Source organism: Planctomycetia bacterium, assembly GCA_021413845.1.
Taxonomy (GTDB): domain Bacteria; phylum Planctomycetota; class Planctomycetia; order Pirellulales; family PNKZ01; genus PNKZ01.
Window position 1 is genome coordinate 40,645 of sequence record JAIOPP010000115.1, and the last position, 18,199, is coordinate 58,843.

Genomic DNA, 18,199 nt, shown 5'->3' on the forward strand with positions numbered 1-18,199 from the left:
AGTCGAACATCCGCAAGTTCCGCGGTATCGTCGACAGTTTATTAAAGCTCCTCTAATCTCGAATCGACCGACGAAGCGAGTCGCGGGGAGCGCATACCCCGCGGCTCTTTTTATACCTTCACTTTCTTCAAGGACCGCGCCGATGCTCGTTCATCGTTGGTTGCTCGTAACACTGTTGAGCGTAACATCGGTGACAGCGACGTTTGCCGAAGAGAAGCGACCGCTCGCGATCGAAGACCTTTATCGTTACGACGCCGCGACCGATCCGGCCCTCGCCCCGGATCGGCAGCGTGTGGCCTATACGCGCGACTGGGCTGAGCCCGGAATGAAAATCCGCCGACAAGCGATCTGGACTGCCGCCGGCTCGAGCGAACACAAACGTCCGCTCGAAGTCGGCGAACCCGACGGTCGCAAGCCGGTCTGGTCGCCCGATGGCCGGTGGCTCGCGTTTCTTTCGACGCGTCCCTTTCCCGACGGGTCGCCGGCTTTCTCGCCGGTCCCTCCCTATTCCGACGTCGCCACCGATATCTGGCTCATGCCGGCCAACGGGGATAAAGCGATTCCACTCGCTGGGAAGGGCAAACCGTATGGGCGAGTCTTCAGCGACGGTTTCTACGGCCGCGTCGCCTTCTCGCCGGATAGTAAGCGCCTCGTATTCGTGGCCGACGATGGTCGCGATACGCGCACTCCTGAAGAGCATGCGGCCGGCATTACCGTCGTCCGCGAAGATCAAGGGGAGGGCTACACCGGCTACGGTACGGCACGCATCTGGGTCGCCGAACTCGCGGAAACGCCGACCGCGGTCGCCGCGACGAATGTGAAATGCTTGACGACTGACGACGCTTGGTACGGCGATCCGCAGTGGTCGCCCGATGGTACGTTCCTCGTCGCCCATGCCAATCGCTCGACCGATCGAGAATCGGTTCGCTTCAGCATCAACAAAAATTACGACATCTGGCGCATCGAGGTCGCGAGCGGATCCGTTACGCCTCTTACGACCGGCCCCGGCCCTGAAGTTTCTCCGCGTTTAAGCAGCGATGGTCGGCGGCTGTTGTGCTTGTCCGTCCCGCGAAAAGGGCCGCATGCCGACGTCTATAACTTGCTCGTCGTCGATCTCGCGCCGAGCGGCGTCAGCAGTCGCGTGTTGTTCGATCATCACGGGCCGGAAGCGGAGAAGCCGCCCCATTCGTCGCCGACGTTTCCGCTCCCTGCCGAGCCATGGCTCGACGACGAGCGCATCATCTACGACACAGTCGCCGGCGTGAAGTCGCTGCGGCAGATGGTCGCGTTGAAAGACGGCGCGCGGATCGATTCCGAAAACGAAACCGAGCCGACGCAACTCGCCGATCTACGCCAGGCGCGCGAGCGGCTTATTCCACCCAGCCACGCCTACCTGCAAGATCGTGAGTTAGGCGAAAGTAAAATCATCGCTTGGAAAAGCACGGACGGCACGGCCATCGACGGCATCCTGACGTTGCCTCCCGCGAGCGTAGTGAAACCGCCGTATAAGCTGCTCGTCTATCCGCATGGCGGCCCGCACGGTCGTGCAGCGGAAGGCTTCAACTTCACGGCCGAGCTCTTCGCGGCTCACGGCTACGCTGTTTTTCAGCCCAACTTTCGCGGCTCGACCGGATACGGTCGCAAGTTTCTCGATGCCGATCGCTTCGACTTCGGCGGCGGCGATATGCAAGACATTCTTACAGGCATCGACGAGCTCGTCCGCCGCAAGATCGTCGATCCGCAGCGGCAATTCGTATACGGCATCAGCTACGGGGGCTTCATGACGAACTGGCTCGTAGGCCATACGACGCAGTTCCGCGCCGCAGCGACTCAGAACTCGGTCACCGATCTCAACATGATGTGGGGGCTGAGCGATCTACCAAGTTGGACCGAATGGGAAATGGGAGGCTTGCCTTGGGACGTCTCCGCCAAGATGCGCGCGCATAGCCCGCTCACTTATGCGGCCCAAGTGCGCACACCGACGCTGGTGCTGCATGCCGATCATGATCGCCGCTGCCCGCTCGCGATGGGCCGGATGTGGTATCAAGCCCTGAAAAAAGCCGGCGTCGAAACCGAGATGGTCATCTATCACGACGAACGGCATGGGCTCTATCAATTGCCGCATCAAGCAGACGTTTACCGTCGGGCGTTGGCTTGGTTCGCGAAGTACGATGCCGCGGAGAAACCCTTGACGCCGAGACCCGCGAAATCGGCGTCGGCCCGTTGAGCATTTCCCTCTTGCACAGGGCCCCGCAGTTCATCGATAATAGCCGATGCGTTGCGAACAGGATCGTGGCCGGGTAGTCCGTGATTCGCGATCTTATCGGGAGAGGGGCCATGTTTTCATTCGAGGACGGCAAGCGAACTGGCGGAAGACCTGAAGCCGATGGCACTCACGGCGTCGGTGGAATCTCGCGCCGCGAATGGCTCCGCATCGGCAGCCTCGGCGCCGCCGGCCTCACGTTGCCCCAACTCCTCGCCGCAGACGCCCAAGCCGCAGATCCTCTTAAGGTAGCAGCCCCGAAGCTCACGCAAGGTCTCGGCGGAGGGACGTTCGGTCGGGCCAAGAGCGTCATCTTTCTCTGGCTTCAAGGGGGGCCACCGCAGCACGAAACATTCGACCCTAAGCCGGACGCTCCGCTCGAGATTCGGGGCCCGTTCCAACCGATCTCGACGAACGTGCCGGGCATCCGATTCTGCGAGTTGCTACCGCGCACGGCGCGCATTGCCGATAAGCTCGCGATCGTCCGCTCGCTTCATACGAACGACAACAATCACGACGTCAGCGGCTATTGGGTGCTTACAGGCAATCCGTATGGTCCCGGCAGCGCGCGACAAATCAAGCCGACCGATTGGCCTTACTTCGGCTCGATCGTGAAGATGCTTCGCCCCAGCGAAAAGCTTCCTGCGCTCACCAGCGTTTGGGTGCCCGACATGATGCGGCTCAACGAAGGAGTGACGCCGGCCGGACAAACTGCCGGCTTTCTCGGCGGGCGCTGGGAGCCCGAGCGGTTTACGGGCGATCCTTCGGCGGCGAGCTACAGCGTCGAAGGTTTGTCTCTCCCGAACGACATCACGCAATTGCGCGTCGATCGCCGACGCGATCTCGTGCGCCAGTTCGATCGGCAGTTTGCCGAAATCGAACGGAGCGGCGCAGTCGACTCCTGGAACAAGCTCTCGCAGCAGGCATACGATCTCGTTACCTCCGGCCGCGCTCGGGCCGCCTTCAACCTTGCGACGGAAACCGATGCCGTGCGCGATCGCTACGGCCGGCACTCTTGGGGGCAAACGGTGTTGCTCGCGCGGCGGCTGGTCGAGGCCGGCGTGCGGCTCGTGCATGTGAATTGGCCGCGCGAAGTCGGCGATAGCGCGGTCGACAATCCCATGTGGGACACGCATTCGAAGAACGCCGATCGGTTGCAAGATTGCCTCTGCCCACAATTCGACGTCGGCTTTACGGCCCTGATCGACGACTTGGAAACGCGCGGCCTGCTGGATGAAACGCTCGTCGTGGCAATCGGCGAGTTCGGCCGGACCCCGAAGATCAATAAGAGCGGCGGACGCGACCACTGGGGGAACGTGTTCAGTTTCGCAATGGCCGGCGCAGGCATTCGCGGCGGGCAAGTGTTCGGCGCAACCGATAAGAACGGCGCGCACCCGACGGTCGATCCGATTCGCCCACACGACCTGACGGCGACGATCTTCCATCTACTGGGAGTCGATCCTGCCGGCATGTTCCACGACTTGAACGATCGCCCGCATCCGATCACCAAGGGCTCACCGTTGTCGCGGCTCATCGGCAACGGCTGTGTAACCGCTGCGCGTTGCGAAGCCGGCGGCGACCCGGCGTTCGTGCCGCCGTTCGATACGAGGCTCTTGTTCGATACCGATTTCCGCAGCGGTACGCCCCTTTTACCGGCCTCGAAGGAATCGCGCGACAAGGGCTGGCGCGCGAAGCCGATTCGCGACGCAAGCGACCCGGCGATGTTCGCGGTCGACCGTGCCGAAGGTTCGGCACCCCATTTGCGTATCGGTTTCACGGCTTGCGGCGATGCCGCAGAGTTGCCGTTCGCGACCGGTGCGAAGGCGGTCGTCGCGCAGGAAATACGCAACGCGCGGGCCGGGCATTTCACTTTCAAAGTGAAGGCCTCCGGCGGCGGCAAGTCGGCAGAGTTCTTCACTCAAGCGTTCAATGCGAATTTCGCCTGTCGTCTGGTGCTGTTTCGTTACAAGACGATGGCGAAAGATCCGACCGACATCGATGAACTCGGAAGCGAGACGTTCGTTCCGGTATTCGACGAGAAGGGAAAGCCGCAGGAGTTTTCGATCACGAAGTTTCTCGGTTCGACGCAACCGAATGTGAACTTCTCGATCGGCAACGGCCTCGGGGTCGCCATCATCGTCGAACGATCTTCAGCCGGCCCTCTGGTGGTCGCTCCCGGGGACGGCAACTCGCGCGATGCGTATCTGCGGATTGACTCCGTCTCGTTGGAATTCAATCCGCGCCGCCGCGACGACATGGTGACGACGTAGCCGAGGGGTGGCGTCGCAATTTATTTTCGGCAGTGCATCTAAGCGGATTGCACTTCGGCACGCCATCGCTTCCACTACGCACTTCGCGAAACTCCACAACTTAGGCGAGACTGCCATGCCAGGCCGGATGAAACGGATCGTTCCTGCGCTTTGCGTTTGGATTGTATTGCATGTCTGCCTCGCTTCCGCGGCCGAAGATTTGAATTGTCTCAGCGACAGCGAACGGACGGCTAGCAAACTCTATGCGCGGCTTCAATCGCAGGCGTTGACCATGCTCGATGGTCGCACCGCCGTGTTCGAAGGCTTGAAGTCGCCCGAGAACATTCGGGAATACCAGGCGAAGCTACGAACGTTTTTCACGAAGCAACTCGGCGGCTTTCCCGAGCGAACGCCGCTCAACGCTCGAACCGTTCGGACGTTGAAAGCGAAGGGCTATCGAGTCGAAAACGTGTTGTATGAGAGTCGGCCGCACCACACCGTTGCGGCGAATTTCTATTTACCGGATGGACCGGGACCGTTTCCCGCCGTGCTGGTTTCCAGCGGACACAGCCGAACCGGCAAGACCGCCGACTACAATCAGCGCTTCGGCATCGCCATGGCCTTAAACGGAATGGCCGCGATTTGCTTCGATCCGATCGGGCAGGGGGAGCGCTCACAAATTCTCAATGAAAACGGCGCACCGCAATTCCCGGGGACCGTTACGGAACACTTCCTCGTCGGTGTCGGCTCGATTCTTGTCGGCCGCAACACGGCCTCGTATCGCGCATGGGACGCGATGCGCACGATCGATTACCTCGAGACTCGCCCGGAAATCGATCCGAAGCGCATCGGCATGACGGGCTGCTCCGGCGGAGGCACGATGACGAGCTATGTCATGGCGCTCGACGACCGGATCGCTTGCGCCGCGCCGGCTTGTTATCTCTCGACGATGCGCAAACTGATCGAAACGATCGGTCCGCAAGACGCCGAGCAAAACATCTTCGGGCAAATCTCGTTCGGCTTGGATCAGCCCGACTATGTGTTGATGCGCGCCCCGAGGCCGACGTTGATCAGCTCGACGACCGGAGACTTCTTCGATATTCGCGGTTCGTGGGACAACTACCGTCAAGCGAAGCGAATCTACGGACGATTGGGGTTTCCCGAGCGGGTCGACTTGGTCGAGATCGAAGGAGTACACGGAGTTCAACCGCAGAATTTGGCGACGATCGTCTACTGGATGCGGCGCTGGTTGCTCGACAAAGACGATGTGGTGCCCGCTGCGACATTTACGACGCATCCGGAGAACGATTTGCTCTGCACGGAACATGGTCAAGTGTTGCGATTACCGGGTGAGCGCTCGGTGTTCGATTTGAATGCGGAATATGAAAGCGAACTTGCGGTTCGTCGGCAAGCCCAATGGAAGGCCGGCTCCTTAGAAGCGATGCGCGGGAAGGTGCGCGAGGTCGCCGCCGTGCGACCGCTCGACCAGATCACACCGCCGACGATGAAAGACATCGGACGCGTACAGCGTGAGAAGTATCATATCGACAAGCTCGTCTTGAATGTTCCGACCGGCGCGGTATTGTCGGGCCTTACTTTTCATCCGAAGATACCGAAAGACGATGCCTATTTGTATCTCCACGACTCAGGTAAGTCGGGCGATTCCGAAGCCGGCGGCGCAATCGAACAACTGGTCGAGAAGGGATACGCCGTCGTCTCGATCGATCTGAGCGGGCAAGGGGAGACCGCGTCCGGCAAACGTGAGCCTTTGCTTGGAGACTGGAAAAACTTCTACCTCGCTTATCTCATGGGACGTTCGCTTACGAGCGTGCGCACGGAAGACGCAATCGCCGCGGCGCATTTCGTAGCGTACTACCAGAAAGAAAAAACGTCGCCGCGCCGCGTGCATGTCATCGGCGTCGGACATGCCGGAATCGCGGCATTGCATGCCGCGGCGTTGCAACCGGAGTTGTTCGCATCGGTGACGTTGAGAAATTCGCCGCACGATTGGTCGAGTACGGTTAAGCAATCGGCACCACTCGGAATTCTCGAAGGCTCCATTCACGGAGTGTTGCAGCTTTACGATCTTCCCGACTTGGTGCGGCTGATCGGCGAAGATAAAGTGCGTATCGAAAAGTAGGCGATACGCACTCAAGCCCGGCATCCCACATTTAACCGAAGAATGCGATGCGAGACCCATCCGCGATGTCGACTCTGTCGGTTACGATCGACCATATCCGCGCAGCCGCCGAGGTGATAGCCAAGCATATCTCTCCGCCGCCGCTGATTAGGTCTTATGCGTTGCAGAAAGAGCTCGGGTTGTCCGCCGAGCGACGAATTTGGTTGAAGGATTATGGTTGGACGCCGGTCGGGTCGTTTAAGCTGCTCGGCGCGCTGAACTGGATGGATCGCAACTTGGCCCGTATCGGCGATCGCCCCGTTGCGGCGCATTCTTCCGGCAACTTCGCGGCGGGAATCTCTTACGCCGGCATGCGTTACGGCAAGCGGACGATCATCGTGATGCCCGACACGGCGCCACGGACAAAGTTCGAGTTGACCCGCTCGTTCGGTGCGGAGGTTCGGACCTACGACATCGCTCGCGATCACGAAACCGGCGAACGCGACCGACTCACGCGCGAGATCGCCGAACAAGAAGGGGCGGTGCAAGCCTCGCCTTACGACGATCCGGATGTCATCGCGGGGAACGGAGTCGGTGGGTTGGAAGTCGTCGAAGAGTTGCGCCGACAAGACCGAAACATCGCGCAGTTTCTCTGCCAAGTGAGCGGCGGCGGGCTTATGGCGGGGCATGCCCTCGCGATCGCCGATGGTTTTCCCGAGGCCGAGATCATCGGTGTCGAGCCGAGCGGCGCCGACGACTTCGCGCAATCGTTCGCCGCGAAGAAGAGAGTTCGAGTCGAACGCCCGAAAAGCATCTGTGACGGGCTGTTGTCGTACGATGTCGGCGAACACAATTGGCCGATTCTCGAACGGCATGTAACTACGGCGGTTGCCGTGAACGACGACGTTACGCGACAAGCGATGCGATGGCTCTACCATAATCACGGCATTCGCACCGAGCCGTCGGGAGCCATCACGACCGCCGCGCTCTTGAGCGGAGCCGCCAAGGCGCGCGGCGATGGGGATACCGTGATCGTGGTGAGCGGGCGCAATGCCGATGAGACCTCCTTTCGAAACTGGATCCAATGACGAATACCAAGCTACGCATCGCCTTGGCCGAGATTGCGCAAGAAACCGATTCGTTCAGCCCAATGCTCGCCGACTTAAGCGACTTCGAGGCTTACGGGCTTTACTACGGCAAGGAAGTTCTCGAACGGATGCGCGGCGTCGGGCCGTTAGGTGGATTTCTCGATGTAGCCGAGAATGAAGAGCGCGATGTCGAAGTGCTGCCGATCATGCGGGCCTGGGGGAGCGCCGGCGGAACGATCACCGCCGCGACGCTCGACCAGCTCGTCGAACGATTCATCGCCGGATTAAAACAGTCGCTGCCGGTCGACGCCGTGTTTTTATCGTTGCACGGTGCGGCGGCGTCGGAGAGCGAGGATGATGTCGAAGGTTATGTGCTGCGAGGGGCTCGCGAGGTGGTCGGCAAGGACATTCCGATCGTCGTCGCGTTCGATCACCACGCGAACGTTACGCAGCTGATGGTCGAGTGCGCGAGTTTGCTTGTCGGCCATGAAACGCAACCGCACGATCCGCCGGCTACCGGACGCAAGGCGGCGCGGCTTCTGTTTCGGATGCTGCGCGGCGAAATTCACCCGACCAGGGCGTGGCGGAAGATTCCGATGATCACGCCGCAGGATCAGTTCCTTACCGCGGTCGACCCGATGAAAGAGTGGTTCGATCACGCGCGGCGACTTGAAGCGCAGCCCGGCGTATTGGATGTGTCGCCGTACCCGATGCAGCCGTGGCTCGACGTGGCCGAAGGGGGCTGGGCCGTTGTGGTGCATACCGACGGAGACATGGACCTGGCCGAATCGCTCGCTGCGGAAATGGGAGAGCTTGCCTGGAACTTGCGCGAGAGATTTTGGGCTTCGGAGCGCGTCGCGCCGGCCGAAGCGGTGCGGCTTGCATCTGCCGCAGAGGCCGGGCTGGTGATCCTGTCCGACACCGGCGACTCGGTATACGGCGGCGCTCCCGGCGACAACACTTGCCTCCTAAGTGCTCTGCTCGCGCAACCGCTTTCGGCTCCGGCCTTCGTGCCGATGGTCGACGCTGCCGCGGTAAAGGCTGCGAGCGCGGCCGGCGTCGGCGCGCGGATCACGATCGAGCTCGGGGGCAAGCTCGACCGTGAGTTTTGCAAGCCGGTCACGGTCGATGCCGAAGTGGCTGCCGTATCCGCGGGCTTCGTCGTCGATCTTTACGACCGAGGCGTATGCGATCTTAAGCAGACGGCGCTGCTCAGGATCGGCAACGTGTATGTTGCGCTGCTCGATCATCGCAGCTTCGCCGTCAACCATCCGGTGCTTTATACACACCTAGGGCTCGACATGTCCGACGCGAAGATGGTCGTCGTGAAGACGGCAAGCAACTTCCAGTTCTTCGGCCGGTGGCGCAAAGAACTGATTCGGGTCGACACGCCGGGAACCACGCAATCGGACCTGACGGCCTTCCGCTGGAAGCGATTGCCGCGCCCGATCTATCCGCTTGATCCGCTCTAGAATCCGCTGCCGTATTAGATCAATTCCGAAATCGGCTCGCGGTTCTCGACGATATATTGCGGCCGGCCCGCCGGGTCCATCAATTGCGTCGTGTCGACGTTGATTCCGAGCTGCCGATATACCGTGGCGTAGACTTGCTGAAATTGAATCGGTCGTTCCGCGGGCTTCGCACCTAGTCGATCGGTCGATCCGATAAACTGCCCCGTCCGCAAGCCGCCTCCGGCAACGAAGACGAAGGAGGCAGCCGGCCAGTGGTCGCGACCGGCACCGCCGTTGATTCGAGGCGTGCGTCCAAACTCGCCGCTCATCATGATGATCGTGTCGTCGAGCATGCCCCGTTCTTCGAGATCGCGAATCAGTGCGGTGAGTCCGAGACCGAGCATCGGGAGCTGGCGTTTAAGCGTGGTGAAGTTGGCGGAGTGGGTATCCCAACCGCCCCAGGTGAAGCTGACGACCCGAACACCGGCCTCGACGAGCCGACGGGCGACGAGAATCTTCTCGTTCATCTGGCGTGTCATGTCGTCTTTGCCGTAGCGTTCGCGCGACGAAACCGGCTCGCGATTCGATTCCAAGGCGTCGGAGAAGATGGGAGACGTGACGACATCGATCGCGTCTTGCGTGAAACGATCCATCGCCTTCATAGCGCCGCTCGCGTCGGCCTCGCGACGGAAGCGATCGAGCGATCCGAGCAGCGCACTACGATCGTTCAAGCGCGATTCCGGCATCGATAACTTCAGCGTTTGTCGGGCCGCGGTGCCGGGGTTGAAGTCTCGCAACGATTGGCCGAGGAATCCCGGCGAGGTATGTCCCGTAAGCGAAACGGCAGCGACGGGGCAATCGCCGACACGACCGAGCAGTTTCGACGCGACGGCACCGATGCCCGGACGACCGCCGAAGCTTGCCAAGCTGCTCGCCGGCCAGCCTGTATCGGATTGGTTATTGGTATGCTCGTTCGAAGCATCGCTGATCGACCGCACGACCGCGAACCGGTCGGCTACGCGTGCGAGATCGCCGAAGTGTTCGCAGATATCGAAGCCCGGCACGACGGTCTGAATCGGCCGAAACTCTCCACGCACTTCTGCGGGCGCATCGGGCTTGAGGTCGAACATATCCAGATGCGACGGCCCGCCCGGCAAGGCGATATTGATGATGGACTTGGCCCGTGGTTTCGCGCCGGGAACGGAATCGGCACGCAGTAAATCGGCCAAGGTCAAACTTCCGGCTGCCCACGCACCGGCACTAAGAAAATCGCGCCGTGAAACACCGTTGCAAAACCGACTGCCGTTACCATTGAACGTAAGCATGGCGATACTCCTAGGAAGGCGAAGCAGGGCGGGGGCTGAAAGCAGGCGGGAGGCGGACAAAACTGCGGGTTAACGCTCGCCTTCCATTAGATCGGAAGTCGCCGATGGATTGCAAGAGGATTTAAGACAGATTTCCGCAAGGTGCGGTCCGACGTTGCGATTCACAGGAGGCGATCTGAGACGGTTGTCGTGCTAACCGATGCCGACTACGTTGACCAACCGCCCCTATAACTTGCCGCTTGGAGACCGCAGATGCCTCATTCGCCGTCTTTCCACTCTCCGTTTGGGCGGCTCCTATTCCTTGTGCTCTTGGCCGGTTGCACGGCTGTTTCCTCGTCGCTCCCAGCCGTCGAGCGGCCGAACATCCTTTGGTTGACGTGCGAAGACATGAGCCCCGATCTCGGGTGCTACGGCGATGCGTATGCGCGCTCGCCGAACATCGATCGCTTCGCGACCGAAGGAGTTCGCTTCACGCATTGCTTCTCACATGCCGGAGTCTGCGCGCCGAGCCGCTCGGGCATCATCACGGGAATGTATCCGTGCTCGATCGGATCGCACAACATGCGCTCGAAGACCGTGCTGCCGCCGAACGTGAAGTGCTTTCCGGAGTATCTCCGCGAGGCCGGCTACTACTGCACGAATAACTCGAAGACCGATTACAACTTTCCGACACCGGAGACCGCTTGGGACGCATCGAGCAAAGATGCATATTGGCGCAATCGAGGTAAAGGCCAACCGTTCTTCGCGGTCTTCAATTTCCTCGTGACCCATGAAAGCCAGATTCGCACGCCGGAAAACGACTATGAGAAAAACACGGCACGCCTCACCGCGAAGCAGCGACACGACCCTGCGCTCGCGAAGTTGCCGCCGTATTATCCCGACACGCCGGCCGTACGCCGCGACTGGGCTCGCTACCACGACAACATCACGGCGATGGATTACGAATTTGCCGAACGCCTCAAAGAGCTCGAAGCAGCAGGCCTCGCCGAGAACACGATCGTGTTTTTCTATAGCGACCACGGCCGCGGACTGCCGCGAGGAAAACGCTGGCTCTACGATTCCGGAACGCATGTCCCGCTCATCGTGCGTTGGCCGGAGAAGCTCCGGCACTTAGCGACGAAGTCCGAAATGCCGAAGCCGGCTACCGTCTGCGACGATCTCGTAGCCTTCGTCGACTTGGCTCCGACCGTGCTGTCGATTGCCGGCATCGAAATTCCTGCACACATGCAAGGTCAAGCGTTTCTCGGCACCGCTCAAGCCTCGAAGCCTCGCGAATACGTCTACGGGGCGCGTGATCGGATGGATGAGCGTGTCGACCTGATCCGCTCCGTGCGCGATCGACGATTCAAGTACCTCCGCAACTACCAATGGTGGAAGCCTTATGCGCAAAACATCGGCTACATGAACGAGATGCCGACGATGCAAGAATGGCGTAGGCTCGCTACGGAAGGAAAGCTCACCGGCGCACAGACGCTCTTCATGTCGCCGGAAAAGCCTCGCGAAGAACTCTACGACTGTGCGGCCGATCCGTATGAAATCAATAATCTCGCCAAAGATCCTACGCATCAGGAAACGCTCGCTCGCTTGCGCAGCGCCCACGAACGCTGGATCGACGAAATCCACGATCTCGGATTTCTCCCTGAGACTTCTCTGCTCACGTTTCAGCGGCAAGGCTTGCGCTGGCGCGAGAACTCCGAGATGCATAACGCCGCGCAACGCATTCATGCGCTTTGGAAAATTCAATTCGACCCTGAGTGGGCCCGCAAACACGACCCCAGCTCGATCATTCACGATCTGTTGGTCGTGCGCGCGGCTCGCGATCATGGTCCCGGACTTACGGCGCTGCGTATTCGTTCGGCCGAGTTTCTCGGTGGGCCTTGGAAAGAGTTGCCCAACGCCGGCGACATGCTGCTGCACGGGATTCGAGCGTCGGAACTTTCAGTAAGGATCGCCGCGGCTCAATCGCTTGTTGAAGTGCGCCGCACGGCCGATGGGACCATCGATGCCTCGACGCTCGCCCTGGTGCGCCCGATCTACGTCGAAGGACTTCGGAGCGACAACCCGGCCGTGCGCCATGCCGCCGTCTTGGCGGTCGATGCTGTCGGTGCGCAAGCCGTGGAATTCCTGACCGAGGTCAGCGCGATGCTCAAGATCGATCAAGACTACGCGGCCCGCGTCGGCGAATACATCGTCGCGACGCGAAAGGAGTAGCCTAGCGATTGCCGTAAGAAGTTCGATGCCGGTACCGACGGCATAACCGGGACAATCGGATCCGTTTGTTTATTTTTGCAAATCTCATGTGGTAAGCCGCGACGTAGGGTTGCTCGCGTCGAATCATTGCCGCGGGCTCTCAAGTCGCTTGCAGGAATAAGTCCATGTCTCAGGTCGCCGTCGCATCGCGCGTTGAACCTCGTTATGAAATCGATGGCGAACTCGCCGTAACGCTCATTATCGAGCCCGACGACTATCGCTCCGCGCCGATCGAGGTGGAAGCGACGCTCATCAATCTATCGGCAAGCGGTGCGAAGCTAGCCGTGCCGACGGCGCTCGAGCAAGACAAGACGGTGCGCATCAAGCTCGTCGTCGATCGACTCGGTCTAAGCTTTTATTTGTCGGCGCGTGTTTGCTGGGCGGCACCGGAAGGGGAAAGTTCCAGCATCGTCGGCTGTCAGCTTTCGCCGAATATCCCGGAAGGAATTCTGCAGCACATCGCCCAAGGAGGCCGGCTCAACCGTCGCGATCAAGATCGTCGCGCGACGTCGATGCAGGTGGGAATCGCTCGCGGCGGCATCCGACTTTGGTCGCGTGAAAAAGCGGTGATTCGAAACTATGCCGCCGGCGGCGTCTGCTTGGAAATGACGAAGTCGGCTCAGCTCGCCGAAGTGCTCCGTCTTCGCTTTGCGATGGATGAACTCGAAGGGGTCGACGTCGTCGTCCGTTGGGTCATCCAACAGGAAGACCGGTTTCTCATGGGCTGCGAATACCAAAACGCAACCAGCTTCGCTCGCCTGCAAGCGGTCTTCAATTAACGGCTGCGTTTAATTCGCCGCCGACAACCGAAGCACGCAATACACGAGATACTCCGGCACTTTGATTTCGAGAACGTCGCCGCTGCGCTTCGTCTCTACGACGCGCGGCTCGCTCCATTCCGGCGAGTGCGCCGTCACTTTGCCGATCTGCGTATCCGGCGGAACGACGAACCGCAACGTCGCCGGCTTCGCAGCGATCGGCTTCTCGTCCATCGCTCCTTGACCGGTCTTGTTCTTTACCAAGTCGGGCTCGGTACGGTCGTAGTTGACGAGATGCAACGTCAACTCGCCGCCTGCTCCCGTCTTGCCGAACGAACGATTCGCCGACAGCCGCACCGTCCAGGGTGCATCGAGCTGCGTTCGCTTCTGCGGCAGCACTGCCGACAACTTGGCGGCATCGATTTTCGTCGGATCGATTACCGCCGAGTACCCGTTCAAAGCCGCGGCCGGAAGATCGTCGGTTCGCACGTCGAATAAAACGTGATCGTCGAGCAACTGCGCGCCGATCTGCTTGAACTTCTCGACCGCCGCGACATCACCCGCGTGGACATGCGTGCGAGGATATAGCAGCGCCACCTCGGCATGCGAGCCGCTGCCGCGAAAGACGTCGTCGAGCTCGCGAATGAAGTTGTAATAGCGCACGATCACCTCGCGCGCCTCCGGTTCCGTAAAGCGAGTGTAAAAGCCCATCGGTGCGCCACCGTTTGCGGCAAGCTCCGCGATCGTGACGCGAATCCGCGTATGCTCGTACTTGCCGAGCGTATAAGGTTTGTCTTGGAGAGCAGCCCGGATGTAACGGGCTTGCAGCGTTCCTTCGCCGAGGAAATGGGCTTTCAAATCGCTGTAGCAAGCGGCACCACCGGTGCTATACCAGGTGTAGTCTTCGTTGCGACCCCAAAGATCGCCCGGCAGCAAACAGCGCTCATCGCCGTTGATTTGCGAAAAGTTTCCGAGATGGTTCCACTGCGCAGCCATTAGATCGTATTTGAGCGATCGCCCGTGCTCGATGAACACTTCGTCGAACGCGCGCTTGTTGCCGATCTGCGAGAACGCGAGCATCTCACGCCGGAGCGGCGTCGACTCTTCGGGCTTATGCCAACTCACGATCTCCTCGAACTTATGCCCCTTCAGATCGGCGATAGCGAACTTCTCACGCAATTGGTCGGCGTTGTAGCGCTCGGTAAGATGTTGCTTGAAGCCGGCGACGCAATGCCGACAGTGACAATCGTGGCGATAGAAATAGTTGGCGACGAAGCCGTCGACCCCTTGCTTGATGCCGTAGCGTACCCACGCCTTGAGCACGGCCCGCCAGTCGGGATTGTTCAAGCAAGCCCAATACTCTTTCATGCCGCCTATGGAGTAGCTGTTGTTTGCGATGAGCTTTCCGTCTTTATCGACTTCGAGCATCGAGAGCAGATCGGTCGTCGGCTTAGGACCGAGTTCCTTTTCGTCCCACAGGTCACGATAGAACTTGAAGAAGCCACGCGGTCCTTCCGGACCATCGGGATCGCCGACGAGGAACTTCACGTTCATGTGGCCGATTACTTTGACGTTCTTTGCGTGCAACTCCTTATTCTTCTCGGCGAACCAGGCACCGCATTCCTTCAAACCCTGCACCGGGAGATGGGCCGGATAGCCGTTGTATTGCGGTGTGTGCGCGAGCGACCAGAAGTGTGCGCCGTAGAAACCAAATTGCGCCAGATCCGGCTTGGCATCCGCGATAAACGGCATGTAGCGAGGGTCGGCATACTCGGCCCAATGCCCGACCATCCGCGTGAATTCGTGCCGTGGCGCGGGCTTGCGCGGTGCAGGAGCCGTATTCGTTGCGGTCGCCACGGCCGGTTCGGCAGAGATGGCCGATTGCGATGCCTGCGCGGCGAGCACGAGCACACAGGCCCAAACGAGAACTTTTAGCGGCGATTTCATGGGCGGGGCTCCGATGTCAAATGGAGGAGCAAGCGGGCAGACAAGAGGGGCGAGCGACGGCGTGCTACGAGCGTCGATCGTACCGCAAGCCGGTCGACGATGCGCATTATATATAGTTCGAAATACCGACGAACTGCACGCTCCGGTGTTTGGCTGTTTTGCCGATTTCGAGTATGATAAAAGCCCACGAACCAAGGCTCCTTCGCGAGCCTCCCGCCCAGGAATCCGCCCACTTGCCATCCCTTTTTCATACCTGCGCGCACAGCCAATCAGGCTGCGTCGCGCGTAGCCGACGCCCCGTGGCTTCCGTTAGGTGCTCCAAGTCAATGCTTGGTTTGTCGATCTTGTTCTTTTCGGCGGTCGTATTTCCCAACGTCACCGCGGCCGCTTCGCCAAACGTGCCATCGCACGTCCCCTCGTTCGCACAAGAGATCGTGCCGACTTTCTACAAGCTCGGCTGCAACGCCGGCGAGTGCCATGGCTCGTTTTCCGGCAAAGGAAACTTCCGCCTTTCGCTGTTCGCGGCCGACGCCGAGGCCGACCACTTATCGATCCACGACGCTTTCGACCGACGCATCGATCGCCAATCTCCGGCCGATAGCTTGCTGCTGAAAAAACCAACCATGGGCATGCCGCACGGCGGCGGCCTCCGGCTTCGCAAGGATAGCCCTGAGTACGCATTGTTGCTTAAGTGGATCGAAGCCGGTGCGAAGACCGATCACACGACCGCGCCGCGCGTCACGGCGGTCGAAGTCGATCCGCCCGTCCTCGAAGTTGCCGTCGGGACGAAGAGCGCGCCGCTACGCGTCACGGCCCGCTTCAGCGACGGCACCCGGCGTGACGTTTCCTCGTTTGCACGATTTGAATCGCTCGACGCCAGCCTTGCCGAAACCGACGGCGCCGTGATCTCGACGCGCCGCCCCGGCGACACGCACATCCTCGCACACTACGCCGGTCAGATCGGCTACGCAAACGTCCTCGCTCCGGTAGCCGAGAAGCCGACGAAGTTCCCTGCGGAAACTCTGACGGACTCCGTCGATCGACTGATCGTCGATAAGTTACGTCGGCTCCATGTCGTGCCGGCCGATCTTTGTTCCGACAACGATTTCCTGCGTCGCGTTTATCTCGACGTCGTCGGTCGCTTGCCGTCTCCCGACGAGGTGCGCCGTTTTACGTCCGACAAGTCGCCGAACAAGCGGAGCGCGGAGATCGATCGTCTGCTCGTCGATCCGCTGCATGCCGCCGTTTGGGCGAACAAGATGTGCGATGCGATGGGTGCCGACAATCGCACGATGTACGACCAGTCGGTGTATCGCATCTACGACTGGATGCGAAATCGCTTCGAACGCAACATCGGCTGGGACCAGATCGTTCGCGGCGCGTTGACCGGTTCGATCGCCGATGACCGCACGCTCGCGCAACTCGAAAAAGAACACGAGCGCATCAAGCTGGCACGCGAAGCACAAGCCGCTGCGAATGCCGAGGCCAAAAAGACCGGGAAGAAAGTCGAGCCGACGGTCGTGCATCTCACCGACAAGCCGTGGCGGTCGGAAATGGCGCTGCGCAACACGCTCGAAGACTTTTCGTACAACTTAAAGTTTCGCGTGCAGGCAGGCCCGCGCAAGGGACAAATGGACGCGCGGCCTCTGTCGCAGCATGTCGCGACGGCGTTTCTCGGCGTTCGGCTCGAATGCGCCGAGTGCCACAAGCATCCGCACGACCGTTGGTCGCAACAAGATTTCTTCAGCTTTACTGCGGCGTTCTCCTATTTGAAGCGCGGCGTCTCGCCCGAGATGACGGCGAAGAAGCTGACGTTTATCAACGGCGTCTTCGTAACCGATGTGCCGGAAGAAACCTTTCTCGATCCCAAGACCGGCGAGCCTTTGCCGCCGCGTGCTTTGGGTGGACCCGTGATTCAGACTAAAGCCGGCGTCGATCCACGGCTTGAGATCTGGAAGTGGATGGTCGCTCCGGAGAATCCGTATTTCGCTCGCGCGATGGTCAACCGCGTGTGGGCTCATTACTTCGGCCGTGGTTTGATCGAACCGGTCGATGCCTTGTCCGAAGCGAATCCGCCGTCGCATCCGGAAGTGATGGATGCACTCGTCGCAGACTTCCGCAACAGCGGCTACGACCTGCGCCGCCTCCATCGTCGCATCTTGAACACACGTAGTTATCAGCGCGATTGGATGACGAACGCTTCGAATGCCGATGAAGAGCGCAACTACTCGCATCGCGTGCTGCGCCGCATGCCGGCCGAATTCGTACTCGATGCTCTCGCCGACGTCACCGGCACTCCGATCAAGCTCGACATCACGATCTACGGCGGTCCCGGCGACGACCGAACCGTCGAACGCGCGATCGATATGCCGCTCAGTCGTCCGCGCGGCGACGACAGCTATGTGCTGAAGATCTTCGACAAACCGCTTCGCACGCAAAGCTGCGATTGCGAACGCTCCAGCGGCCCGAACCTGAGCCAAGCGTTGTTTCTTTACAACGACACGGCCCTGACGAAGAAGATCGCCGACCCGGCTGGTCGCCTCGCGAAGCTACTCAAAGCAACTCCCGACGACGACCGCCTGCTCGACGAGCTTTACTTGCTGACACTCGCTCGTCTGCCGAACGACGCCGAACGAACTCGTTCGCGCGAGCATTTGAAGTCGGCTTCGAGTCGCACGCTCGGTTTCGAAGACTTGTTCTGGTCGCTCCTCAATCGGCGTGAGTTCTTGATCATTCACTAATAGCGCCT

At 60.3% G+C, this 18,199-nt stretch carries 10 protein-coding genes; 8 read left to right on the top strand and 2 right to left on the bottom strand.

The window, feature by feature from the left end; translation table 11 throughout:
* The first annotated feature begins 142 nt into the window (after positions 1-142).
* From K8U03_20635 to K8U03_20655, 5 genes are all read left to right on the top strand, one after another.
* Positions 143-2,227 carry a S9 family peptidase gene (locus K8U03_20635; protein MCE9607300.1) on the top strand — a complete coding sequence of 695 codons (2,085 nt, stop codon included), beginning with the start codon at positions 143-145 and terminating at the stop codon, positions 2,225-2,227.
* A 110-nt stretch (positions 2,228-2,337) separates the two neighbouring features.
* Positions 2,338-4,533, top strand: a complete 2,196-nt coding sequence (locus tag K8U03_20640; protein MCE9607301.1) for a DUF1501 domain-containing protein — start codon at positions 2,338-2,340, stop codon at positions 4,531-4,533.
* A 115-nt stretch (positions 4,534-4,648) separates the two neighbouring features.
* Positions 4,649-6,652: an acetylxylan esterase gene (locus K8U03_20645; protein MCE9607302.1), complete on the top strand. Its 2,004-nt coding sequence runs from the start codon at positions 4,649-4,651 to the stop codon at positions 6,650-6,652.
* A gap of 65 nt (positions 6,653-6,717) precedes the next feature.
* The gene (locus K8U03_20650; protein ID MCE9607303.1) at positions 6,718-7,719 is read left to right on the top strand and encodes a threonine/serine dehydratase; all 1,002 of its coding nucleotides are present in this window, start codon (positions 6,718-6,720) and stop codon (positions 7,717-7,719) included.
* Positions 7,716-9,191, top strand: a complete 1,476-nt coding sequence (locus tag K8U03_20655) for a M81 family metallopeptidase (protein ID MCE9607304.1) — start codon at positions 7,716-7,718, stop codon at positions 9,189-9,191. The genes K8U03_20650 and K8U03_20655 overlap by 4 nt, the downstream gene beginning before the upstream one ends.
* A gap of 14 nt (positions 9,192-9,205) precedes the next feature.
* On the opposite strand, the gene K8U03_20660 is transcribed toward K8U03_20655, so the two are convergent.
* Positions 9,206-10,495 (bottom strand): DUF1501 domain-containing protein, encoded by a 1,290-nt coding sequence (locus tag K8U03_20660; GenBank protein ID MCE9607305.1) that lies wholly within the window; start codon positions 10,493-10,495, stop codon positions 9,206-9,208.
* A gap of 387 nt (positions 10,496-10,882) precedes the next feature.
* Between K8U03_20660 and K8U03_20665 the strand changes: the two genes are divergently transcribed.
* Positions 10,883-12,706, top strand: a complete 1,824-nt coding sequence (locus tag K8U03_20665) for a sulfatase (GenBank protein MCE9607306.1) — start codon at positions 10,883-10,885, stop codon at positions 12,704-12,706.
* Between the two features lie 164 nt (positions 12,707-12,870).
* Complete coding sequence (locus K8U03_20670) at positions 12,871-13,524, top strand: PilZ domain-containing protein (GenBank protein ID MCE9607307.1); 654 nt, start codon at positions 12,871-12,873, stop codon at positions 13,522-13,524.
* Positions 13,525-13,533: 9 nt separating this feature from the next.
* Here the strand turns inward: K8U03_20670 and K8U03_20675 are convergent, their stop codons facing one another.
* Positions 13,534-15,450 carry a hypothetical protein gene (locus K8U03_20675; GenBank protein ID MCE9607308.1) on the bottom strand — a complete coding sequence of 639 codons (1,917 nt, stop codon included), beginning with the start codon at positions 15,448-15,450 and terminating at the stop codon, positions 13,534-13,536.
* A gap of 326 nt (positions 15,451-15,776) precedes the next feature.
* On the opposite strand from K8U03_20675, the gene K8U03_20680 reads away from it, so the two are divergent.
* A complete protein-coding gene (locus tag K8U03_20680; GenBank protein ID MCE9607309.1) occupies positions 15,777-18,191 on the top strand; it encodes a DUF1549 and DUF1553 domain-containing protein in 2,415 nt (804 codons plus the stop codon).
* Positions 18,192-18,199 lie beyond the last annotated feature (8 nt).